The organism is Arcobacter sp. YIC-80 (assembly GCF_044841725.1).
Classification (GTDB): Bacteria; Campylobacterota; Campylobacteria; order Campylobacterales; family Arcobacteraceae; genus Arcobacter_B.
Map to the genome: position 1 here is coordinate 23,385 of NZ_JBJBSI010000001.1, position 24,146 is coordinate 47,530.

General features: G+C 27.9%; 17 protein-coding genes. 5 read left to right on the forward strand and 12 right to left on the reverse strand.

Annotation, left to right across the window (positions count from 1 at the left end):
* Positions 1-10: 10 nt before the first annotated feature.
* From ACH5BK_RS00160 to ACH5BK_RS00175, 4 genes are all read right to left on the reverse strand, one after another.
* Positions 11-2,497, reverse strand: coding sequence for an RND family transporter (locus tag ACH5BK_RS00160; protein WP_404303677.1), 2,487 nt, complete (start codon positions 2,495-2,497; stop codon positions 11-13).
* Positions 2,498-3,085, reverse strand: coding sequence for an ABC transporter substrate-binding protein (locus tag ACH5BK_RS00165; protein ID WP_404303678.1), 588 nt, complete (start codon positions 3,083-3,085; stop codon positions 2,498-2,500).
* A gap of 3 nt (positions 3,086-3,088) precedes the next feature.
* On the reverse strand, positions 3,089-3,910 hold the full coding sequence (locus tag ACH5BK_RS00170; protein ID WP_404303680.1) for a VacJ family lipoprotein: 822 nt from the start codon (positions 3,908-3,910) through the stop codon (positions 3,089-3,091).
* Positions 3,911-3,980: 70 nt separating this feature from the next.
* Positions 3,981-4,808, reverse strand: coding sequence for a M23 family metallopeptidase (locus ACH5BK_RS00175; RefSeq protein WP_404303681.1), 828 nt, complete (start codon positions 4,806-4,808; stop codon positions 3,981-3,983).
* A 136-nt stretch (positions 4,809-4,944) separates the two neighbouring features.
* Between ACH5BK_RS00175 and aspA the strand changes: the two genes are divergently transcribed.
* Both aspA and ACH5BK_RS00185 read left to right on the forward strand, forming a co-directional pair.
* Positions 4,945-6,363 carry an aspartate ammonia-lyase gene (gene aspA / locus ACH5BK_RS00180; protein ID WP_404303683.1) on the forward strand — a complete coding sequence of 473 codons (1,419 nt, stop codon included), beginning with the start codon at positions 4,945-4,947 and terminating at the stop codon, positions 6,361-6,363.
* Between the two features lie 64 nt (positions 6,364-6,427).
* Positions 6,428-7,138, forward strand: coding sequence for a YebC/PmpR family DNA-binding transcriptional regulator (locus tag ACH5BK_RS00185; RefSeq protein ID WP_404303684.1), 711 nt, complete (start codon positions 6,428-6,430; stop codon positions 7,136-7,138).
* A 38-nt stretch (positions 7,139-7,176) separates the two neighbouring features.
* Here ACH5BK_RS00185 and ACH5BK_RS00190 read toward each other — a convergent pair whose 3' ends face one another.
* The 6 genes from ACH5BK_RS00190 to ACH5BK_RS00215 are packed head-to-tail and all read right to left on the reverse strand — an operon-like array spanning position 7,177 to position 17,654.
* Positions 7,177-8,007 (reverse strand): M48 family metallopeptidase, encoded by an 831-nt coding sequence (locus ACH5BK_RS00190; protein ID WP_404303685.1) that lies wholly within the window; start codon positions 8,005-8,007, stop codon positions 7,177-7,179.
* Positions 8,008-8,048: 41 nt separating this feature from the next.
* The gene (locus ACH5BK_RS00195; protein ID WP_404303686.1) at positions 8,049-10,181 is read right to left on the reverse strand and encodes an alpha/beta fold hydrolase; all 2,133 of its coding nucleotides are present in this window, start codon (positions 10,179-10,181) and stop codon (positions 8,049-8,051) included.
* Entirely contained in the window at positions 10,178-12,538 is a 2,361-nt protein-coding gene (locus ACH5BK_RS00200; RefSeq protein WP_404303688.1) for an acyl-CoA dehydrogenase, read from the reverse strand. The genes ACH5BK_RS00195 and ACH5BK_RS00200 overlap by 4 nt, the downstream gene beginning before the upstream one ends.
* A complete protein-coding gene (locus ACH5BK_RS00205) occupies positions 12,526-14,634 on the reverse strand; it encodes a 3-hydroxyacyl-CoA dehydrogenase NAD-binding domain-containing protein (RefSeq protein ID WP_404303690.1) in 2,109 nt (702 codons plus the stop codon). The genes ACH5BK_RS00200 and ACH5BK_RS00205 overlap by 13 nt, the downstream gene beginning before the upstream one ends.
* A 1-nt stretch (position 14,635) precedes the next feature.
* Positions 14,636-15,910: a thiolase family protein gene (locus ACH5BK_RS00210; protein WP_404303692.1), complete on the reverse strand. Its 1,275-nt coding sequence runs from the start codon at positions 15,908-15,910 to the stop codon at positions 14,636-14,638.
* A 10-nt stretch (positions 15,911-15,920) separates the two neighbouring features.
* Positions 15,921-17,654 (reverse strand): AMP-dependent synthetase/ligase, encoded by a 1,734-nt coding sequence (locus tag ACH5BK_RS00215; RefSeq protein ID WP_404303693.1) that lies wholly within the window; start codon positions 17,652-17,654, stop codon positions 15,921-15,923.
* A 169-nt stretch (positions 17,655-17,823) separates the two neighbouring features.
* Here ACH5BK_RS00215 and ACH5BK_RS00220 point away from each other — a divergent pair, with 169 nt between their 5' ends.
* Positions 17,824-18,717 carry a DMT family transporter gene (locus tag ACH5BK_RS00220; RefSeq protein ID WP_404303694.1) on the forward strand — a complete coding sequence of 298 codons (894 nt, stop codon included), beginning with the start codon at positions 17,824-17,826 and terminating at the stop codon, positions 18,715-18,717.
* A gap of 14 nt (positions 18,718-18,731) precedes the next feature.
* Here ACH5BK_RS00220 and ACH5BK_RS00225 read toward each other — a convergent pair whose 3' ends face one another.
* Entirely contained in the window at positions 18,732-18,986 is a 255-nt protein-coding gene (locus ACH5BK_RS00225; RefSeq protein WP_404303695.1) for a hypothetical protein, read from the reverse strand.
* A gap of 365 nt (positions 18,987-19,351) precedes the next feature.
* Here ACH5BK_RS00225 and fumC point away from each other — a divergent pair, with 365 nt between their 5' ends.
* The gene (fumC, locus tag ACH5BK_RS00230) at positions 19,352-20,749 is read left to right on the forward strand and encodes a class II fumarate hydratase (protein WP_404303696.1); all 1,398 of its coding nucleotides are present in this window, start codon (positions 19,352-19,354) and stop codon (positions 20,747-20,749) included.
* A gap of 8 nt (positions 20,750-20,757) precedes the next feature.
* Here fumC and ACH5BK_RS00235 read toward each other — a convergent pair whose 3' ends face one another.
* On the reverse strand, positions 20,758-21,198 hold the full coding sequence (locus tag ACH5BK_RS00235; RefSeq protein WP_404303697.1) for a YiiD C-terminal domain-containing protein: 441 nt from the start codon (positions 21,196-21,198) through the stop codon (positions 20,758-20,760).
* A gap of 371 nt (positions 21,199-21,569) precedes the next feature.
* Here ACH5BK_RS00235 and ACH5BK_RS00240 point away from each other — a divergent pair, with 371 nt between their 5' ends.
* On the forward strand, positions 21,570-24,146 hold the full coding sequence (locus ACH5BK_RS00240) for a bifunctional aconitate hydratase 2/2-methylisocitrate dehydratase (protein ID WP_404303698.1): 2,577 nt from the start codon (positions 21,570-21,572) through the stop codon (positions 24,144-24,146).

Genomic DNA, 24,146 nt, shown 5'->3' on the forward strand with positions numbered 1-24,146 from the left:
AAAGTAGCTATTAAACTACTTTTTTAAAGGGTTTAAATATTATAAGAAGTCTTGGAAGTAAAAGTAAAGCAGAAGCTAAAATAGTTGCCATTACTACTACTGTTAAAAGACCAAAATATATAGTTGGAATTAAGTTTGATAAAACTAGAATTGAAAAACCAACTATAACCACTAAAGATGTATAGTACATAGCATAACCAATACTTTCGTGAGCTCTTTTCATGCTATTTAAATAGTTATGATCATGTTTAAACTCTTCTTTGAATCTATGGATATAATGAATAGTATCATCAACACCAATACCAATAGATATAGCAGCAATTGTAATAGTCATAATATCTAAAGGAATATTTAGCCAACCCATAATCCCAAATATGGCAGATATTGGAATAATATTTGCTAAAATAGCAACAACAGCAATTTTAAAAGATTTGAATAATATTAAAAACATAATAAACAAAATAACAATTACAAAGCCTAATGTATTGATTTGAGAATCAAATAGAGATTGAAGCATATTATTATATAAAATCATAAGATTTGATAATCTAAATGAAGTATATTCTGTACTTATCAATTCTTCTAAATCCTTGTTTATTTTATTTATAAGTTCATTTCTTCTTAATTGTGGATTTGAGTCCATGATTCTAACTGTAACTCTAGCTTCATTATTTTTTATATTTACATAAGGATTTAAAATGATATTTTTATACTCTTGAGGCAGTTTATTATAAAGTAAAGCTAAAGTAACACCATCTAAAGCTTCTCCTTCATTTAGTAGTTTACCTACTCTAAGTAATGTAGCTAGAGATTGAACTTTACCTATTTCATCTAAAGATTCTAAATATGTATGAACTTTTTTTATTGTTTCCATTTTATCTGCTGTAAACCAATATTGTTCATTATTAGTATCTTGTGAAAATTCATTTTCAAAATCATCAAAACCACTAAATTCATCATTTGTACTTTTTTGTTGTACTTTCTTATCTTCTTTGAATTTAATGATTACATCTAAAGGAGTAGTTCCTCCTAACTGTTCATCAATAACTTTCATCCCTTTATATATTTCAGTATCTTTCTTAAAATAATTAATAAAGCTATTTTCAACTATAAGTTTAGATGCACCAGTTAAAGAGAAAATCACAAGTAAAATACTTGAAACAATAATAAATGAACCTCTTTTTTCAACTGTTTTAATACAAGTTGGGATAAGTGCAAAAGTGGCTTGTTTTAATTTTGTATTTTTTTCAGCTTTTTTTTGCAAGAAAATCAAAATAATAGGAAAAACAATAAATGCAATAATAAGAGATATCGCAATACCAGCACTCATCATTAAACCTAAATTTTTAACTGGCTGTATTTTTGATAAAACTAATGAAGCAAAACCTGTAATAGTAGTAAGAATAGCAAAAAAAGATGGATTTAATTTTGATAAAACCGTATTGATTACTAACTTATACTGGCTTGCATTTTTATATTTATTATTTAATTCTCTATATCTTACGATTAAATGAAGTACAATTGATAAAGTAATTATTAATTGTAATGAAATAAAATTAGAAGATATAACAGTAACTTCAAGGGAGAATAGGCCTAAAATACCTGCTGTAGATACAACAGAAAGTAAACATATAGTTATGGGTAAAACAACCCATCTAAGATTTTTAAAAATAATCCAAAGAATTGTGATAAGTAAAAAAACTAAAGTAGAACCATAAATTAAAAGGTCATTTTTAACATAACCAATAATATCATTGGCTATCATATTTATACCACCTAAAAAGATAGTACCATTTGAATCATATTTTTTTATGATATCTCTAATAGCTTGTATATCATGACTCTCTTTTGCTCTTGTAAAATCTCTATGTTTTTTAAACTCAATAATAGTTTTATTTAATAGCTCTTTCTCTTCATTTGTAATTTTACCCTCTCTTTTAAGTTTTAGTAAAGAGTTTCTTTTTTCAAGTAATGTTCTATATTTTTCATCATCTTTTAAACTTAAAACTAAGGCAGTTGTTTTATAAGTTTCACTTACTAAAGTATTTGTATAAAGTTCTGAATTTAAAAACTCTTTTTTTACAAGTTCTTTATTAAAGTTTCCATCTTCTATTTTATTAACTCCATCAACCAAACTTGCTATTGGTTTAACTGGCGATTGAAGAAGAGGAACATTTAAAATTGAGGTTACTTTTGTAATTGCATCGATTTGTAAAAAATCATCACTCATATTCTTAATTGTTTCAAGACTATTTGAAGATAATAAATCATCATTTGGACTAAAAGTTACAAGTAAAAAATTTGGGTTATGATATCTTTTACTAACTTCTCTAACAAATTTTAAATCTTTGTCATCATCTAAAAGTAAAGTTTCAGCAGAAGCGTCAATTTCAAGTTTTGTACTATAGTATCCTAAAATGCCAACTGCAAGTAATAAGCTTATTATTACTGCAATTGGATATTTAAAAATTATTCTGTCATAAAGTTTTTTAATCATCTATTTTTTTGTGTCTTTTAAAATCACAAGTAGTTCATCAAAAGTTTTTTCTTTTAAAAGTCCTGCAAATTGTTTTCTGTAAGTTTGCACAATACTAACACCTAATAAATCTACATCATAGATAAACCATTCATTACTTTTTCTATTTTGATAAAAATTATAGTTTATTTTATAAATTTCATCTTTTCCTACAACTTCTGTTTTTAGTTGTAATCTTGATTTTTTATATGGTGTTAATTCAAGAATTTTTACTTTTTGATCTGTGTAAAGTTCTAATTTGTCAACATAAGAGTTTTTAAGTTTATTCTCAAAAGCTTTTAAAAACTCTGCTCTTTGAGCATTATTTATTTTAAGCCATGTTTCTTTACCTAAAGAAATCTTACCCATAAGTTCATAATCAAAAACTTCATCAATTAAAGCAAAAATTTTATTTGCTTTATTTGTAGTACTTAAATCTTTTTGTTTTAAAACATCTAATGCACTATCAACTTTAGATGTCATTACATTTACTATTTCATCTTTTTTTACAGCACTTGCACTTGTAAATAGTGCAGTTATTAAAAGTAAAACTTTTAAAATATTTTTCATTACTTATTCCTTAATTTGTTGATTTCTTCTTTGTTCATATATATCTCTTAAGAAAGGATATAAATCTAAAGCATCTTTTTTGATATTTTCATATTGACCTAGTTTTAATGAAATACTATTAGTTGTTTTAAGACCCATAATTCCCATAGCTTCAAGATTATTATTTGGTATTTTATAAGGAATATCACTTGAACCTGTTGTTGAAATAGGACTTATATATCCATCTGGAACCATACTAAACATATCTCTTAAGTTTGATGGGCCTAAGATAGGCAATACTATGTGGAAACCACTTCCTACTCCATAATAACCAAGTGTTTGTCCAAAGTCTTCATCATACTGTTTCCAACCAAGTTCATTTGTAGCTGGATCCATAAATCCACCTAATCCCCAAAGACTATTTACTACAAATCTTCCAAGCTCAACACCTGCGTTTTCAAATTTTAATTGAAGTAAATTATTTGTAAATCTTATTGGAAAAAGTAAGTTGTCAAAAAAGTTTGAGACACCAACTCTTACAGTTTGAGGTAATACATAAGCATAACCTTTTGCAATAGGATTCATTACATTCATAAATAAAAAATCATTAAATGTAGTCATAGCTCTATTGTAACCACTTAAAGGGTCAAAGACTTCCTTTTGTGTTTCTTGTGAAAACTCATTATCAAATTCACTTCCAAAGTCATCTTCATAAGAAGCAACTTTTTCTACAGTTGTAGTTTTTGTAGTTGCTGATGGATTTGGTGTTTGTATTTTGCCATTATCTTTTGTTGCACAAGCATTAAAAGTAAAAGCAATAATTATTGATAGAATAATACCTTTCAATTTATTTCCTTGTATTTTTATTAAATATTATATAAAAAAAATGTAGAAAATATGTTGAAGTAAAATATTATTAATTATTCAAGGTATTTAATACTTTTATTGCTTGAAGTGGATCTACTTGAATGCCATTTATTCTAAAAGCATAATGTAGATGAGGTCCAGTGATTCTACCTGTTGCTCCGCTGAGACCTATTTTTTGACCTTTTTTCACAAAATCACCCACTTTAAAATTCATTTTACTTAAGTGGTAATAACAAGAATAAACTCCGTGACCATGGTCAATTACTATAGAATTTCCTGCGTAAAATCTATTTTGAGCGATTTTTACAATTCCTGAATTTGAAGCAAAAATAGGTGTTCCTATTTGTGCTCTAAAGTCTGTACCGCTATGATATGATTTAAGTTCATTGTTATAAACTCTTTTTGTTCCAAATGCACTTGTAATTTTGGAATTTATAGGATAAATAAAATTTTCTTTCCATAAAATTTTATCGCTAACACTTCTGTAAATATCCATAGCTTCTTTATATTCTCTTTTTGTTCTTTGAACTCTTTTCTTACTTGGTTTAAATATTGATTTTGAAACATTTATAGTTTCGCTTTTATATTTTCCATCTATTACATTTAGTTTTATTGATTTGAAATATTTTTTATTACTTTTAAAATAAGAAATAATAACTTTATACTTTTTTGGTTTTTTATAATATGAAATTGGTATTAAAGCATAATATTCATTTTTTTTAAAACTATTTTTTTTAAAATTTAGATTAAAAGGTTCTTTATCTAAAAGAGTTAATTTTGGTTCTTTTATATCTATTGCTTGAAGCCTTAAAAGTGCAGTTTGTGCATTTTTTATAGTGTTTTTTTCAAAGTATAGTTTAATCTCTTGCGCAAACATAAAATTGCATAATAAAATAAGTGTTAGTAGTTTTTTAATTATCATTCTAAATTGTAACAAAATCTTTTTTAAGTTTAAACAAACTAATAGAAAAAGAGTGTAAAATAATAATTATTAAATTGTTTTGAGGATTATTATGAAGAATAAATATAGAATTGAGTGTGATTTATTAGGTGAAAAAGAGATTTCAAATAAATATTATTATGGAATTCAAACTTTAAGAGCAAAAGAAAACTTTTCAATTTCAGGTGTTCCTTTATCAAACTTTCCAAAACTTATTATTGCTTTAGCACAAGTAAAAAAAGCTTCTGCTTTAGCAAATAATAAACTAGGACTTCTTGATGATAAGATATGTGATGCAATTTGTTCTGCTTGTGATGAACTTTTTGCAAAAAAATATCATAAGCAGTTTATAGTAGATGTTATTCAAGGAGGAGCTGGAACTTCTACAAATATGAATGCAAATGAAGTAATAGCTAATATTGCATTAGAATTAATAGGAAAGAAAAAAGGTGAATATGAGTTTATTCATCCAAACAATCATGTAAATATGTCTCAATCTACAAATGATGTATATCCTACAGCTGTAAGATTAGCTCTTTATGAATACCTTTGTAAACTTCAAAATAAAATGAAAACTTTAAAAGAGTCTTTTTTATCAAAAGCAAAAGAGTTTGAAAATATTATAAAAATGGGGAGAACTCAACTTCAAGATGCAGTTCCAATGACACTAGGACAAGAGTTTAACTCTTTTGCTTTAATGATAGATGATGATATAAAAGTAATCGAAATGGCAAAAGGTTTAGTTGCACAAATGAATCTTGGTGGTACAGCAATAGGAACAGGAATAAATACAGACTCAAAATATGCAGCACTTGTAAAAGAGAAATTAGAAGAAGTTACAAATAGACCTTTTGTAACAGCTTGTGATTTAGTAAAAGCCACACAAGATACTTCTACTTTTGTTCATGTATCAGGGGTTTTAAAATCAATTGCTACAAAAATATCAAAGATATGTAATGACTTAAGACTTTTAAGTTCTGGTCCAAGAACAGGAATAAATGAAATAAATCTTCCAAAAATGCAACCAGGAAGTTCAATCATGCCAGGAAAAGTAAATCCAGTAATTCCAGAAGTTGTAAATCAAGTAGCTTTCCAAGTAATAGGATATGACACAACTATTTCTTTAGCTAGTGAAGGTGGACAGTTACAGTTAAATGTTTTCGAGCCGATAATAGCCTACAATCTTTTTCAATCTGTAAATATGATGTGTAATGCCTTTGAAACATTGGCATTTAAATGTGTTGATGGAATTACAGCAAATGAAGATGTATGTAAAAACCAAGTTTTAAACTCTATTGGTTTAGTTACAGCACTTAATCCATATATAGGTTATCATAATGCAACTGCTGTTGCAAAAGAAGCACTTGATACAAATAGAAGTGTATATGATATTGTTTTAGAAAAAAAATTACTTTCAAAAGAACAGTTGGATGAATATTTAAAACCTGAAAATATGACTCATCCCTCATTTTCAGGTGAATGTAAACTTTAAATAATGACATCTTTATTACAAACTTGTTATAATCCCCACAAAAAACATAATTGGAGTATTTTTTATGGGTAGAGCCTTTGAATATAGAAAAGCCGCAAAAATGAAAAGATGGGGAGCAATGTCTAGAGTTTTCCCTAAATTAGCAAAAACTATTGAGATAGCTGCAAAAGCAGGGGGAGCTGATCCTGAAATGAACTCAGCATTAAGAACTGCTATTTTAAATGCAAAAGCTGAAAATATGCCAAAAACAAATATTGAAGCAGCTATTAAAAGAGCAACTGGAAAAGATTCAGCAAATTATACAGATGTAAACTTTGAAGGTAAAGGACCTCATGGAGTACTGATTTTTGTAGAAACTGCGACAGATAATAATACAAGAACAGTAGCAAATGTAAAAATGCACTTTAATAAAAATGGTGGTTCAATGGCACCAACTGGTTCATTAGAGTTTATGTTTGATAGAAAAGCTATCTTTGAATTTAACAAAACTGATGATATGGATTTAGAAGAGTTAGAACTAGAATTAATTGATGCAGGACTTGAAGAAATCGAAGAAGAAGATGGAATTGTATTAGTTACAGCTGATTATAAAGATTTTGGTACTTTAAATAAAGCATTTGAAGATATGGGAATTGAACTTACAAAAGCTAAATTAGAGAGAATCTCAAATAATCCTCAAGAGTTTACAAAAGAACAACAAGAAGAGATTGGAAAGTTATTAGAAAAACTTGAAGATGATGATGATGTTCAAGCTGTTTATACAAATATGGCTTAATTTAGACTATAAAAACAAAGAGTAAATTCTCTTTGTTTTTAATATACTTTTTTCCCTAAAAGATTACTTTTACTACTATTTTGTGTAGTTAAACTTCTAGATTTTGAAATACCTTTTGCTTTTATTTTTTCAATAACTCTTTGAATGTTCGCTATTCTTGTACTTGAACTTGGGTGTGTTGAGAAAAACTCATTTGTTTGTTTTTTCCCTTTACTCATATTTTTCCAAAAATTTAAAGCCTCATGTATATTATAACCTGCTTTTGCCATAAGATAAATACCTATTTCATCGGCTTCATTTTCTTGTAGTCTTCCATAAGGAAGCATAACTCCTAGTTGAGTTCCTACTCCATAGGCTTGATTAAACACATTTGTATATTCAGGTGCAGTTGAAGCTAATACTACATTTCCAATTACTTGTAGTCCTTGTTGAACCATAGCAGAGCTCATTCTTTCAGCTCCATGTCTAGCTAATGCATGTGCAACTTCATGTGCCATTACTGTTGCTAATTGATCATCATTTTGTGCAACTTCTAAAATTCCTGTATAAACTACTACTTTTCCACCAGGTAAACAAAAAGCATTTTTTGCTTTATTTTCTACAAGTTTAAATTCCCATTTAAAATCAGGTCTATTAGCAACTTGTGCAATTTTTAAACCAATATTCTTAACTCTTCTTGCATCTTTAGTATTCTTAAGTACTTTTGATTTAGATAAGGCTTGTTTGTATGATCTTTCACCCAATGCTAACTCTTCTTTAGGTGACATAAAAATCATTTGAGACCTATTTGTGTAAGGTGTTTTTTGAGTACAACCTACAATAATTAAAGATATAAGAGTTACTAAAAAAAGATTTTTCAATAACTTCATAATGTTTCCTTTATTCTTTTTTATAATTATACTAAAACTTTTTAGTGTAAAAACTGTGGATATAGATTCTTTTTAATAAATTTTAGAATTATTTCAAAAAGCTCTTCTTTTCCATCTGTATTTATTATAATATGCTTATTATCTTCTGTAATAACAAGTTCTTTATCTTTTGAACTTATCTTTTCAAAGATTTCATAAGCACTACTTGCATTAACTATAGGATCATCTTTTGCTTGAATAATTAAGCAAGGTTGAGTTACATTTATTAGTTTTTGTCTTGTTTTATCCATTAAGATACTTAATTGCTTAATTGAATCAACATAAAATTTATCATAATTTACTTTTGGATTTTCAGAATTGTTTTCTATATAATCTTTTGAATATTCATTGCTATTAAATAGTTTTACAATTTCATTCCAAAAAGATACAGCAGGTAAAAGAGTTTTTACTCTGATATCTTTTAGATTTAATGCAGCATTTATACAAACAATAGCTGTAAATTCATGATATATCTTATTTGCACTAAGAAGTGACAATAATCCTCCTGTTGAAAATCCAATAATAAATACTTTTTTATATTTTATAGAAGCAATAGTTATTGTTTGAGATACACTTTTGTACCAATCTTCCCATTTTTTATTTTTCAAATCTTCTGGGCTAGTTCCATGTCCATCCAATCTTGGGGAGTAAACAGCAAAACCATTTGAGTGTAAATAAATACTTAATTGTTCAACTTCTTTTGGGCTTGAAGAAAAACCATGTACTGTAATAATACAAGTATCACTTGTTTCTAAGTCTAAATATTTATTTTCTCCAATATCAATATTTTTTACATCTGCAAACTCTTTAAACTTCATATAACTTTTTAAATATGAATCTTTTTGTTGTTTTATAAGAAGTTTTACGATTTTTTTATTTATTTTATCTTCACTATTTTCTACATAGTCTTTTGTTATTTTTACAACTTTCTCATTTACTAAAACTTCATTTAAAATTACTTTTAAAATGTTTTTTATTCTTATTGTATGATGAGTATAACTAGCTAGAAGTTTTTGTTTATTGATTATATATTCATCATTCGCATCATATAAGATATCATCATCTATTGCTATTTTTAAAACTTCTTCATACTGTTCATATTTTTCATAAGAGATTAGATAAATTAAATCTTTATCAATATCATCATCTAAAAAATAGTTTCGGTTTCTTAGTTTATTTATTACTAAATAAATCAATCTTTTAAATACTTTTATATTAATTCTTTTTTTTGGATATAAGAAAAGTACTAAAATAAAAATATGATCAAAATTGATAGTTAATGACTGATAAATTGTATTCATAAAATTATGTGTAGTTTCATATCTAATAGCACTAATTGTTTTAGAGTGATTAGGTTCATTTTGATAGGCTTGAAGAAGTTGCTTTGTACTAATAGGTTCTAACACCTGAATAATAATTTTAGAATTTAAAACTATATTAGTTTCTATTTCTAACTCTTCTTTGAAGTTTTTACCTATATTATCTATAAGCTTTTCAACCATATCAATTAAAAAGTTTCTGCCATTTCTAATTTTTGAATAAGAAATATTAATAGGTACTATCATTGTATCATTTTCATTTATTTCACTACAATCATTTATAAAATACTTTCTTTGAAATTTTTTGAAATTCTTTATTTTATGGTTAAAATAGTCTTGTCTTAAAGCTTGAGAGAGAAGGGCAAAATAGCTGGCACCTGTATAAATTCTTTGACAAGTTCCATCTATCTTTACACAAAAGTGTTTACCTATTTTTTCTATATCTTTTGCTTTTACCATTCTTCCTTCTGGAAAAACCATCCAGTCTTTACATGACGTAACTAAATCTCCTATAATATGATTGTTTCTTAGGGGGTCTGATTTTTTCATAGCACCTAAATTGCTTAAAAAATCTCCAAAATAGGTTTTAAATAGTGAATCATCAGCAATAACTCCTACTTTTTTCCCTGTTAGATTATACATGGTATAAGGTACAAGCATTGCTTCGGTTCTTGTAAAGTGATTTGCTACAAATATTCTAGGATTATTTTTAGGTATATTTTCAATACCTTTTATTTGTACATTTGCATCTAAAATCTTTTCTAGCAAACTTAAAATATAACCATTAGTATTTATTAGCAAATCTTTTTTTTTCATCGTGAAGCCTTATATTCGTCAACTTTAAAAGAATCAACACTTACAACTTCTTGTTTTAGTTCATGTGCTTGAATCATTGATGTTGCTTTTTCTTCTGTGATTAAACCTTTTTGAATCAATTGTTCAACCATATCTTTAAACTCACCTTGTTCTATATTTTTTTCTTTTATAGCAGTTTTGAGAATTTTAAAATTATCTTGGTTTTGTCTATTTAATTTAACTGCTTTTTGAAGTTTTGAGAATCTATCTTCTTCATTTTTATCTATAAAAATATTTGAACAAAGCTCTTTTAAACTATCTTCATTGTTTAAAGTATTTATAATTTTTGCATTTAATTTATCTGCTGCTTTTACTCCAAAAGGATTTAGTTTTACTATTGGTAAAAGCCAAGATAAACCACCAAGATTTGAGATTATTTCTTCTCTTGCTATTTGAATATCATTGAAACAATAATCACAAATATATTTAACTAAGTCTTTATGTTCTTCTTTTGGATTGTTTTCAAACTCTCTTAATGTTGCAGTAATTAAATAAAGGTTTGAAAGTATATCTCCAAATCTTGCACTAATATTTTCTCTTTTTTTAAGTGCAGGTCCTAAAATACCTAAGGCAAGGTTTGTTAAAAATGTAAATTCTGAACTAACCCAAGTTACTTTTTGTTTGTATCTACTAAACTCACCTTTTTCACAAACGATATAAGCTCTTGTAAAATAGTAAAATAAACTTTTACAAAATGATGTATATCCTAAACCTACATGGGAAAAGAAACCTTTATCAAAACTTTCAACATTGTTTGCTTTTAAAGCGTTTATTTGTTTATAAATATATGGATGAGATTTTATTAGTCCTTGTCCAAATTGCATTAAATTTCTAGTTAAGATATTTGCTCCCTCAACTGTAATAGAAATAGGTAAAGCAAAATAAGCATGAGCTAATAGATTGTTTTTACCTCTAATAATAGCACTACCACCTAAAACATCCATAGAGTCATTTATAACTTCTCTAAACTTCTCAGTTGCATGATATTTCATAACTGAATTAATAACACCTGGTTTTTGACCATTATCAATTGCATCTAAAGTATAGTTTCTACTTGCATTTAACATATAAGTAAAAGCAGCTACTTTAGCAATTTTTTCTTCAACACCTTCAAAGTGGTTGATACTTAATCCAAATTGTTCTCTTAATTGTGAGTATGAACTTACAATATTTAAAGCATATTTACTTCCACCTAAAGATACAGAAGGAAGTGAAATACCACGACCTATAGATAAAGATTCAACTAACATTTGCCAACCTTTACCAATACCATCAATTCCACCAATAATATCTTCTAAATCAATAATTACATCTTTACCATATAAAGGTGAGTTTACAAAAGGAATTGTAAGAGGGTCATGTCTTCTTGAATTATCAACACCATCTTTTTTATGGTCAACTAAACCAAAAGTAATTCCAAGATTCTCTTCCTCACCTAGTAAATGCTCAGGGTCTTTTAAAACAAATGCAAGACCAATAAGTGTTGCTATATTTCCTAAAGTAATATATCTTTTCTCAAAGTTAAGTTTTATTTTTATTTTTCCTGATTCATCTTTGAATAAAACCCCATTTGATTTAATTGATGTTGCATCACTTCCTGCATTTGGTTCTGTAAGACCAAAACAAGGTACTTGCTTACCTGTTGCTAAATCTTTTAGGTATTTATCTTTTTGTTCATTTGTCCCATGCTTTTCTATTAACTCAGCAGGTCCAAGTGAATTTGGAACCATAACTGTAATAGCTAAAACTTGAGATCTTGATACAAGCTTTTCAATCACTTTTGAGTGTGCAGTTGCACTAAATCCAAGACCACCATATTTTTTAGGAATTATCATTCCAAAAAATTTTTTATCTTTGATAAACTGCCAAACTTCTGGACTTAAATCTCTATCTTGGAAGATTTGCCAATCCGTAGTCATAGCACATAATTGTTCAACTTCATTATCTAAAAAGGCTTGTTCTTCTTGTGTTAATTCAGTGACTTTTTCTTCTAAAACTTCACTAAAATTTACTCTTCCTTTGAAGTAACTTGATTCAATCCAGTTTGTACCTGCTTGAAGTGCTGCTTCTTCTGTTTGTGAAATTTTTGGAAGTAAACCATTTTTGTTTATAAAATTAACTAGCTTTTGTGTAATAAACTTTATTCTTAAAGGCTGAATTAAAAATAATGCAGCTAAAGCAAAGAATATAAGCCAAGATATTACACCAAAGTCAAAGAATATTAATGAATAAACTCCAACAACTGTAAAATAAGCATATAATGGGAAACTCATATATCCCAAAACTAAAAGTATTAAAATTAAAATTAGTGTTTCCATAATGTTTCTCCTGTATTGAAGTTCTTGTCCTGTTCTTGAAGTTTTAATAATAAAGAGCTTGGTTTAAATCTTTCCCCATAAGTTCTTTCATATTTTTCTAAACTTTTAACAACATTTTTAATCTCAATTTTATTTGCTAAAGTACAAAGTCCACCTTTATATGGAGGGAAACCTGTTCCTGTAATCATAGCAAAGTCTATAATATTTGGATCATCAACAATTCCTTCTTCTAAACATCTTGAGGCTTCATTTATCATAATAAATATACATCTATTAATAATATCCTCGTCATTTAAAATTTTACTCTTGTTATCTAGCATAGACGTAACATTAGTATTTATATCTTGTACTTTTTTATTTTTGTATGTATAAAAACCAGAACCTGTTTTAACTCCTAATTCTTTTTTGTTGTAGATTTTCTCTATTATAGGTGCTACTGGCATTCTTTGACCATAAGCCTCATTTAAAATAGTAGCAACTTTATAACCAATATCAATTCCAACTGTATCAGCTAAAGTAAAAGGCCCCATTGGCATACCAAAGTTTTTGATAAGTTTATCAATATGTTTAATATCTCCATGCTCTTCTAAAATAAATGCAGCTTCATTTAAATAAGGAAGTAAAATTCTATTTACAATAAATCCTGCACAATCTCCTACTAAAATAGGAGTTTTACCACAAGAGATTAAAAGTTCAAAAACTTTGTTTATAGTCTCTTTTGATGTATGTGAAGTTGGTATTACTTCTACTAGTGGCATCATATTTACAGGATTAAAGAAGTGAACTCCTAAGAAGTTTTCTTTGTTTTTAATATCACTTGATAGTTTTTCAATAGATATAGATGAGGTATTTGTAGCAATAATTGCATCATCTTTCATACTATTTTCTAAGCTTTTAAAAGCATCTTTTTTTGCTTTTTCATCTTCAATAATAGCTTCTATAGCAATATCACTGTTTTTTAAACCTTCAAACTTATCTGTGTAAGTGATTTTATTTAGTTTAAAATCAACTTGATTTGCTGTCATTCTTCTAGTTTTTACTAAGAAATCATATATTTTAGATACATCTTTTAAAATGCTATGAATTTGCTCAATTTTTCTAACTTTGATTCTTACATTTTGAAGATATTTAGAAAATAGCCAAATAATACCTTTACCCATAACTCCATTTCCTAAAATAACAGCATTATTTATAGGATTGGAAGTTTTCTCATAATTTTTATTTAGTTTTTGGAAAGTAAAAAATAGTTTTATCATGTTTTTTGATTCATGAGTTATTGCTATTTTTGAAAACTCTCTTGCTTCTACTTTTAAACCTTCATTAAATGATCTTGCAAAAGTATCTTTTATAACTTCTAGCGCTACATAAGGAGCTTTGAAATCTTTATTTACTTTTCTCTCTAAATTTTTATAAGCTTTTGAAAATACTATTTCTCTTAAAGGCCATGTTTCAAGTAAAGCAAATTTCTTTCTACTTTTTACTTCATTTTTTATAGCTTTTTGTATGAAATCTTCAAGTTTAAACTCTTTTTGTCCATCATCAAAAATCTCATCAACAAGTTTTATTCTATAAGCTTTTTTTGCATCAAGGTTTTTACCACTTAATATGATATCTAAGGCATTTACAAGTCCTACTATTTTTGGAGCTCTTAAACATCCTGCAAAACCTGGGAATATTCCTAGTTTTATTTCAGGAAAAGCAAGTTTAGTTTTAGAACTTGTTGTGGCAACTCTATATGTACAAGCTAAAGCTAATTCTAAACCTCCACCCATACAAGCACCATTTATATAAGCAATAGATGGAAATGGAAGATTTTCTAATTTATTAAAAATAGAGTGTACTTTCATAAGAAGTTCATAAATCTCTTCTTCTTTACTTAAAGTCTCAATCTCTTCAATATCAGCACCAGCAATAAAAATATTTTTCTTAGCACTTTGAACTAAAAGAGCTTTTATAGAAGAATTGTTTTTTATTACATCTAAAGTCTCATCAAATTCACTTAAGACTTTTGTAGATAGTTTGTTTACTTTTTCATTTTCTAAGTCAAAAGTAATTCTTGCAATACTATCTTTGATTTCTAAATTTAAATTCTTCATTTTACACCTCCAATAAGAAAGCTGCACCTTGTCCACCACCAATACATAGTGTTGCTAAGGCTTTTTTAGCTTTTCTTCTTCTAAGTTCTTTAAGTGCAGTTAAAACTATTCTTGCACCACTCATTCCAACAGGGTGACCAAGAGCTATAGCTCCACCATTTATATTTAGTATAGATTCATCAATTTCACCAAGTGCATCACTTCCAAAAGTTTTTTTACAAAAGCTTTTTGATTTAAAAGCTTCTAAATTTGCTATTACTTGTGCTGCAAAGGCTTCATTTAACTCTATTATATCTATATCTTTTAGTGAAGTTCCTGTTTTATCAAAAAGTTTTTTAGTTGCATAAATAGGCCCTAAGCCCATTCTTGAAGCTTCTAATCCTGCATAAGAATAGTCACTTATAAAACCAAGTGGTTCAAGATTTAACTCTTTTGCTTTTGATTCAGTAGTAACTATTAAACTACAAGCTCCATCTGATACTTGTGATGAGTTTCCAGCTGTAACTGTTCCACTTAATCTATCAAAAATAGGTCTTAGTTTTGAAAGGCTTTGCATATTTTGATTAAATCTTACTCCATCATCATCAATAATTGAAGCATCTTTTGTCATGATAGGATGAATTTCATCTTTTAAAACTCCATCTTCTATGGCTTTTTGAGCTTTTAGATGAGAGTTTAGGGCATATTCATCTTGGGCTAATCTACTGATTTTAAATTCATTTGCTAAGTTTTCAGCTGTAATACCCATAATTTTTCCTGAAATTGGGTCAGTTAATCCAGATATTAATCCAATCACAGGTTTTAAAAAGCTTGGTCTAAAACTTCCTAATATTTTAAGTTTTTCTTGAAAACTTCTTGCATAAGTTAGTTTTGTAATAAGTCTTCTTAATTTGTCACTATGAAGCAGTGGAATATTACTCATAGATTCAACTCCACCTGCTAGGTATAAATCACCTTGATTTGTATGAATTTTTTCAATAGCTGATGAAATTGCTTGCATTCCAGAAGCACAGTTTCTATGAACTGTATATGCAATAGTACTTTGAGGGAAACCAGCTTTTATAGCTAATACTCTTGCTATATTTGCTGCATTTGCAGGTTGAGCTACATTTCCTATTATTACTTCATCAAAAAGTTTATAATCAAGATTATTTCTACTTACAAGCTCTTTTGTAATAATAGCTCCAAGTGTATCTGCACTAACTAAATCTAATTTGCCATTTGCTTTAGCGATAGGACTTCTAAGTCCGTCTATTATTGCTATTCTTTCTTTCATGATGGCTCTCCTAATACATACTATTTATGTCATTTTCATACTTTTGTTCAATAAAGGCTCTACATATTTTCATTGAAGGAGTTAATTCTCCTGTTTCAATTGAAATATCATTTGTTATTAATTTGTATTGAACTACTTTCTCCCACTCATTTAAGTCTTTATTTACCTCTTTTATATGATTATTTATTTCAGAAGTAATTTTTTCATTATTATAATACTCTTGTATTGTTAAGTGTTTATTTAGTCTTTTTGCTTCATTAAAAATCTCCTTATCTACAAAAAGTAGGGCAGTTGTGTACTTTCTATTATTTGCTATTACTACAGCAAACTCAATGTATTTATTTTTTGCTAATTTTTGTTCTATTTTCACAGCCGCTACATATTCTCCTGTTGATGTTTTAAAAACTTCTTTTTTTCTACTAGTGATATATAAATAGCCTTGTTCATCTACTCTTGCTATATCGCCTGTATGTAACCACCCTTGATTATCAATAGTTTCATTAGTTAGTTTTTCTTGATTTAAATAGCCTTTCATTAAAGAAGGGCCTTTTACTAATAGTTCACCTTCTTGGGAAATCTTAATTGTAGCACTTGGAATTACTCTTCCTGAAGAGCCTAATTTATTGTTATTTGGATAGTTTGTAGAAATAACTGGTGAAAACTCTGTAAGTCCATAACCTTGATAAATAGGTACACCAATATTATTGAAAAAAACTGCAATATCTTTAGGAAGAGCAGCACCACCACTTACAAGTTTAGTAAGTCTTAATCCAAAAATTTCTCTAAATTTACTATAAACAACTTTATCGAAAATCGTAAAATAAAAGCTATCTTTATTCATATTTTCATTTTGAGCATACTCAAAAGCCTTTGAGGCTAAAAATCTACTGATAAAAGGTTTATTCGAGATATTTGTTTGAATTTTATTATATATTTTTTCAAGTAATCTTGGAACAGCTGTCATGATAGTAGGTTTAACTACTTTTAAAAGATTTGCTACGTTTGTAATATCATCTACAAAATAAATACTAATACCACGACTTAAATAATAACTCATAACAGTTCTCTCAAAAATATGAGCTAAGGGTAAAAGAGATAAGGCTGTTTCATTTTGTTTTAATGATATGAGCGTATTAATATCATGAAGTTGAGAGATTATATTTTTATGTGTAAGCATTACACCTTTTGGAGTCCCTGTATTTCCACTTGTATAAATAATAGAAAATATATCATTTTCATTTGGTTTATGTGGTTCAAATCCTTTTGAGTCACATATTTGTTGTCCTATAACTAAAATATCATCAACATTAAAAAATCTTTCTTCTTTAATACAAAAATTATGAGTGATAAAAATAAGATCACTATGTTCATCTTCTATATCTTTTATTCTTTCTTCATTATCAATAAAGATATATTTGATATTTGCATCTTGTATTTCAAAATTCAAGTTTTTTGAAGAGATATTGGCAAAAATAGGAACACTTATAGCACCAATTTCATGAATAGCAAAATCAAAGATTAACCAAAAAGGAGATGAGTTAGCAAAAATAGCAACTGTATCACCAGGTTTAATACCTAAATCTTTCATTGCTAAACTTAAACAAATAACTTTATTTTTAAAAGTTTCAATAGAAATATTTTTGTATTTACCATTTTCTAAATAGTTTAGAAAAGATTCATTTTTGTAGTTATTTATTATGTGAGAGAAAAGCTCACTGAATGTTTTAAAATTATTTGAATCCATAGTGTATCCTTTCACTAATGAACATTTAAAACTATTGTACCATTAAAATTAAAAAGAAATAGAAATTATTTTTTTAATATAAATTTTTTATTATTTTTTAAGAAAACAATTATTAAACAAGAAAGTTGTACAATTCTTGCTAAAAAATTTTATTTAATAATGAGGTAATATGGAAGTAAAAAGAGGTAATATATTTGGAGTATTTGCGATATTATTATGGGCATCATTGGGTTTATTCTCTATTATGACTACAAATATTCCTGCGTTTCAATTAACAGCAATGTCATTTTTTGTTGCTTCTTTTATAGGTTTAAGTTTATTAAAAAAACAAGATATTTCTTTTAACAAATTATTTAAAATACCTATAAAAGGCTGGATTATTGGTATTTGTGGTTTATTTGGTTATCACTTTTTCTATTTTTTAGCCATGAAAAATGCACCAGCAGTAGAAGCAAATTTGTTAAATTATTTATGGCCTTTATTAATTGTAGTTTTTTCAGCTTTTTTACCAAATGAAAGGCTTAAATGGTATCATATATTAGGAGCCTGTTTAGGTTTAATAGGAGCATTTTTTTTAGTATCAAAAGATGGTAGTTTTAATTTTGATATGCAATATATGTGGGGATATATATTTGCTTTAATAGCTGCATTTACTTGGTCTTTATATTCTGTTATATCAAGAACACTTTCTCATATTCCAACTTATGCAGTAACAGGTTTTTGTATAGCTACAGCACTTTTTTCTGCTACTTGTCATTTTATATTTGAAACAACAGTAATTCCAAATATGAGTGAACTTTTTGGAGCTTTAATGTTAGGTTTAGGACCAGTTGGGGGAGCTTTTTACTTATGGGATTATGGAGTTAAAAATGCAGATATAAAGTTATTGGGTTCAATTTCATATTTTACTCCACTTTTGTCAACACTTTTATTAGTTATGTTAGGTTTTGGAGAGTTTACATTTGCAGTTATAATGGCTTGTATTTTTATTATTTCAGGTTCTTTTATAAGTTCAATTGCATATTTTAAATTAATTAAGAATTTTATATTTAATAGAAAATAAAAGGTTAAATCCTTTTATTTTTCTAATCTCATTTCATCTAAAGCTTGGATTATTTCTAAAGCTTCTTCTTCATTTATATCATTTTTTTCTAAATCTTCTACAACATTATCAAAGAACTTTTTCATTTCTTTTAAATCTTCAAACTCTTCTTTATCATCACTTGTCGCTTTCCATGATTGAGTTATATTCGCAAGTTCAAGTAAACTTTCATCAAGTTCAGGAATAAACTCTTCTTTAAGTATCTTTTCTAATTTTTCAACATTTGACATATCTTTATCCTACTTTTTTGTGATTATAACAAAAACATCTTTATTTATTAAGTAATATAGATTATTAATAAAATTAAAATAATTATTTTGATATTAATAAAGTATTGGTGTAAAATAATTTTACTTTTTTAATAGTAGTAAATTAAGAGCAATTTAAAAAACTATAATATATAATGATAATTGATATCAAAATAGGAGTAAGAAAATGGAATTACTTTTTATAATGTTAATATGTATTTTGTTTGTTGGAGCAGTTTCATTGTTATTAGTTCTAAAATTAGATAATTTTTTGGAAATGCAAGAATTAATTTCGAAAAAAGAAATATTCAATAAAAATAAATAAATTTATATCAAAAGGAATGTAAATGCAATATAGAGTAGAAAAAGATACGATGGGAGAAATGCAAGTACCAAATGATAAGTATTGGGCAGCTCAAACTCAAAGAAGTGTAGAAAATTTTCCAATTGGTGAAGAAAAAATGCCAAAAGAAGTAGTTGAGGGGTTTGCGTATCTTAAAAAAGCTTGTGCTATAGTAAATAATAAACTTAAAAGATTAGATGATAAGAAAACAAATGCTATTTCACAAGCTTGTGATGAAGTTATTGATGGAAAACTTGAAGGAAATTTCCCTTTAGTTGTTTGGCAAACAGGTTCAGGAACTCAATCAAATATGAATATGAATGAAGTAGTCTCTTCAAGAGCTAGTGAAATTTTAGGAAGTGATTTTAGAGTTGAAAAGCCAGTTCATCCCAATGATGATGTAAATAAAGGTCAAAGTTCAAATGACACTTATCCAACTGCTATGAGAATTGCTTTTGTTTTAGAGATACAAAAAAGATTAATTCCATCTATAAATAAGTTAAAGGCTACCTTTGAGAATAAAGTAAAAGAGTTCGAAGATGTTGTAAAAATAGGAAGAACTCATTTACAAGATGCAACTCCACTTACTTTAGGACAAGAAATATCAGCTTATGTAGATATGCTTGATAAAGCTTTATTACAAATAGATGATTCTATGAAATACATAGTTGAACTTGCTATTGGTGGTACAGCTGTAGGAACAGGACTTAACTCACATCCAGATTTTTCTCCAATGGTTGCAGAAGTTCTAAATGATTTAACAAATACAGAATATAAGTTTAAATCTCATCCAAATAAATTTCATGCTTTAACAGCACATGATGGAGAAGTAGTATTAAGTGGAGTTTTAAATGCTCTTGCTTCAAATCTTATGAAAATAGCAAATGATATTAGATGGCTTTCTTCTGGACCTAGATGTGGAATCGGTGAGATTAGTATTCCTGAAAATGAACCTGGAAGTTCAATTATGCCAGGTAAAGTAAACCCAACTCAAAGTGAAGCCATGACAATGGTTGCTGTTCAAGTTATGGGAAATCACACAACTGTAAGTGTTGCTGCTTCACAAGGTAACTTTGAGTTAAATGTATTTAAACCAGTAATTGCTTTAAATATTATTCAATCAATTAGATTATTAAGTGATACAATGTTGGCATTTAATGATAAATGTGCAGTTGGTATCGAAGCAAATAAATTTAATATTGAAAAATATTTAAATGAATCTTTGATGTTAGTTACAGCTTTAAACCCTTATATAGGATATGAAAAAGCAGCTCTTATAGCTAAAACAGCACATAAAAATGGGACTTCACTAAAAGAAGAAGCTATGAATTTAGGTATTTTAACTTATGATGAATTTGATAAGTATGTAAGACCCCAAGAGATGATAAAAGCTAAAGTGTAAGAGAAATCTTACACTTTAATCACATAAATACCCTCAAAATCTACGCAAACTTCATTATCTTCAATTATTGAAGAGTTTATTTTTATAGAAGCACTACCTTTTTGTTTTATTTTATTTTCAAGTTTTTTAATCTCTTCTTTTGAAGGTTTAATTGTATGACAAGAGATGTTTTTTGTTACAGGTTTTCTATAAGAGTTCTCATTTTTTATAACAACAATATTTTTACTATCAATATTTAATTCCTGTGAAAGTAACCAACACATACTCCACGAAGAGATGATTGTCATAGTACTTAAACTTCCACCAAAGGCAGTTCCTTTATCATTTATATTTATATCCAATGGAGCTTTTGTAATTAATTCTTTTTCACTATAACTCTCAATTTCAATATTCATAAGCTTAGTTAGTGGTATCTCGTTATGTAGTTTATTTTGTAATTTATTAATCAAAAATTTTCCTATTATAATTAATTTTAGTAAAATTATAGTCTTAAATACTTAAAATAATAGAAATTCTTGTTTTTTAATTTTTACTTAAATCTAGCACAAAAATTGTACATATCAATAAAAAGTTGAATTTAAAGAAATTTAAGAAAAGTTAATAAATTTACTAAAATAGCTTTAATAAACTCTTCTTATTGCCCTTAAATACTAATTTTCTATAGTAATAGTTTGATAGAATAGCTTAAACATAGCTCTTTTTGTAACTTTTATTTACATAAATTAAAACTTGTACAATAGTTTACAATTTTTGTACATACTTATTTTTTCGTTTATGTTATAATATTTTAAACTTTTTAAATCAAATAGGAGATAAATATATGAGTTTATTAGCTGATTACAAAGCACACACACAAGAAAGACTTAATGAAGGTGGATTACCTCCATTAGCTTTAACTGCTGAGCAAACTGCTGAATTAGTAGAATTACTAAAAGCAGATTCTGTTGAGGAAGCAGAGTACTGTTTAGAACTTTTCAAAAATAAAATTAACCCAGGTGTTGATGACGCTGCTTATGTTAAAGCTGCATTTTTAAATGACGTTGTTCAAGGAAATGTTTCATGTTCTGTAATTTCAAAAGCTGATGCTATTGAAATTTTAGGAACGATGATGGGTGGATACAACGTATCTCCATTAGTTGAAGCTTTAAAAGTTGAAGAAGTAGCTGAATCTGCTGCTGAGCAATTAAAAAATACAATTTTAGTATACGATGCATTCAATGATGTAAAAGATTTAATGGATGCTGGAAATGCAAAAGCTAAAGAAGTTATTGAATCATGGGCAAATGGTGAGTGGTTCACTAACAAGCCAGCTTTAGAAGAAGAAATTAAATTAACTGTTTACAAAATTCCTGGTGAAACAAATACAGATGATTTATCTCCTGCAACTGTTGCATTTACAAGATCTGATATTCCATTACATGCAACTGCAATGTTACAATCAAGAATGGAAAATCCATTAGATACAATGAAAGAACTAAAAGAAAAAGGTAACCCTTTAGCTTATGTTGGTGATGTTGTTGGTACTGGATCTTCAAGAAAATCAGGAATCAACTCTGTTCAATGGCACATGGGTAGAGATATTCCAGGTGTTCCTAATAAAAGAACAGGTGGTGTTGTAATTGGTTCTATTATTGCTCCAATTTTCTTCAATACAGCAGAAGATTCAGGATGTTTACCAATTGAAGCTCCAGTTGATAATTTAGAAACTGGTGATGAAATTGTTGTTAAGCCTTATGCGGGTGTAATCGAAAAGAATGGAGAAGTTGTTTCTGAATTTAACTTAGCTCCAAATACTATGACTGATGAAATGAGAGCAGGTGGTAGAATTCCTTTAATTATTGGTAAAGGTTTAACTGCAAAAGCTAGAGAAACATTAGGATTAGGTGCATCTGATTTATTCTTAGCTCCACAGCAACCAGCTGATAATGGTAAAGGATTCTCTCAAGCACAAAAAATGGTTGGTAAAGCTTGTGGTATTGAAGGTGTTAAACCTGGTATGTACGTTGAGCCAATCGCTACAACTGTTGGATCTCAAGATACAACTGGACCAATGACAAGAGATGAGATTAAAGAACTTGCAGCATTATCTTTTGGTGCTGATATGGTTATGCAATCGTTCTGTCACACTGCTGCTTACCCAAAACCAGCAGATATTAAATTAAGACATACATTACCAGATTTTATCAATTCAAGAGGTGGTGTTACACTTAAGCCAGGTGACGGTGTTATTCACTCATGGTTAAATAGATTATGTTTACCTGATACAGTTGGAACTGGTGGAGATTCTCATACAAGATTCCCAATTGGTATTTCATTCCCAGCTGGTTCTGGTCTTATTGCATTTGCAGGTGTTACAGGTATGATGCCATTAACTATGCCAGAGTCTGTATTAGTTAAATTCAAAGGTGAAATGCAACCAGGAATTACTTTAAGAGATTTAGTAAATGCTATTCCTTACCAAGCTATTCAAGATGGATTATTAACTGTTCCTAAGAAAAATAAAAAGAACATCTTTGCTGGTAAAATTATTGAGATTGCTGGATTACCAGATCTTAAAGTTGAGCAAGCATTTGAATTATCAGATTCAGCAGCAGAAAGATCAGCAGCAGCTTGTTCTGTTCAATTAGATAAAGAACCAATCATTGAGTATTTAGAGTCAAATATTGCTTTAATTGAAAAAATGATTGAAGAAGGTTATGAAGACGCTAGAACTCTTCAAAGAAGAGCTGACAAAATGAAAGAATGGTTAAAGAACCCTGAGTTATTACAACCAGATGAAGATGCAGAATATGCAGCAGTAATTGAAATTGACTTAAATGAAATTACTGAACCAATTTTAGCTTGTCCTAATGATCCAGATGACGTTGATACTTTAACAAACATCTTAGCTGATGAAAACAGAATCCACAAAATTGACGAAGTATTCGTTGGTTCTTGTATGACTAACATCGGATTATTCAGAGCTCTTGGTGAAGTTCTTAAAGGTGAGGGTGAAGTTCCTACTAAATTATGGGTTGCACCACCAACAAAAATGGATGAAGCTCAATTAACAGAAGAAGGGTACTACGCTACATTTGCAGCAGCAGGTGCAAGAATTGAAATTCCAGGATGTTCTTTATGTATGGGTAACCAAGCACAAGTTTCAGAGGGTGCAGCAGTATTCTCTACATCTACAAGAAACTTTGATAACAGACTAGGAAAAGGTTCTCAGGTTTACTTAGGATCAGCAGAAGTTGCAGCAGTTACAGCACTTCTAGGAAGACTTCCATCTAAAGAAGAGTATATGGAAATTGTACCTAAAAAAATTACTGAAAAAAATAAAGATGGAGTTTACAAATACTTAAACTTCAATCAAGTATCTAAAGATCACTTAACTACATTAGTTACTTCAAGATAA

Bases quoted from the DNA above. Each gene is read 5' to 3' on its own strand.
- ACH5BK_RS00160 (WP_404303677.1), bottom strand. From the start codon at position 2,497: ATGATTAAAAAACTTTATGACAGAATAATTTTTAAATATCCAATTGCA.
- ACH5BK_RS00165 (WP_404303678.1), bottom strand. From the start codon at position 3,085: ATGAAAAATATTTTAAAAGTTTTACTTTTAATAACTGCACTATTTACA.
- ACH5BK_RS00175 (WP_404303681.1), bottom strand. From the start codon at position 4,808: ATGTTTGCGCAAGAGATTAAACTATACTTTGAAAAAAACACTATAAAA.
- aspA (WP_404303683.1), top strand. From the start codon at position 4,945: ATGAAGAATAAATATAGAATTGAGTGTGATTTATTAGGTGAAAAAGAG.
- ACH5BK_RS00185 (WP_404303684.1), top strand. From the start codon at position 6,428: ATGGGTAGAGCCTTTGAATATAGAAAAGCCGCAAAAATGAAAAGATGG.
- ACH5BK_RS00190 (WP_404303685.1), bottom strand. From the start codon at position 8,007: ATGAAGTTATTGAAAAATCTTTTTTTAGTAACTCTTATATCTTTAATT.
- ACH5BK_RS00195 (WP_404303686.1), bottom strand. From the start codon at position 10,181: ATGAAAAAAAAAGATTTGCTAATAAATACTAATGGTTATATTTTAAGT.
- ACH5BK_RS00200 (WP_404303688.1), bottom strand. From the start codon at position 12,538: ATGGAAACACTAATTTTAATTTTAATACTTTTAGTTTTGGGATATATG.
- ACH5BK_RS00205 (WP_404303690.1), bottom strand. From the start codon at position 14,634: ATGAAGAATTTAAATTTAGAAATCAAAGATAGTATTGCAAGAATTACT.
- ACH5BK_RS00210 (WP_404303692.1), bottom strand. From the start codon at position 15,910: ATGAAAGAAAGAATAGCAATAATAGACGGACTTAGAAGTCCTATCGCT.
- ACH5BK_RS00215 (WP_404303693.1), bottom strand. From the start codon at position 17,654: ATGGATTCAAATAATTTTAAAACATTCAGTGAGCTTTTCTCTCACATA.
- ACH5BK_RS00220 (WP_404303694.1), top strand. From the start codon at position 17,824: ATGGAAGTAAAAAGAGGTAATATATTTGGAGTATTTGCGATATTATTA.
- ACH5BK_RS00225 (WP_404303695.1), bottom strand. From the start codon at position 18,986: ATGTCAAATGTTGAAAAATTAGAAAAGATACTTAAAGAAGAGTTTATT.
- fumC (WP_404303696.1), top strand. From the start codon at position 19,352: ATGCAATATAGAGTAGAAAAAGATACGATGGGAGAAATGCAAGTACCA.
- ACH5BK_RS00240 (WP_404303698.1), top strand. From the start codon at position 21,570: ATGAGTTTATTAGCTGATTACAAAGCACACACACAAGAAAGACTTAAT.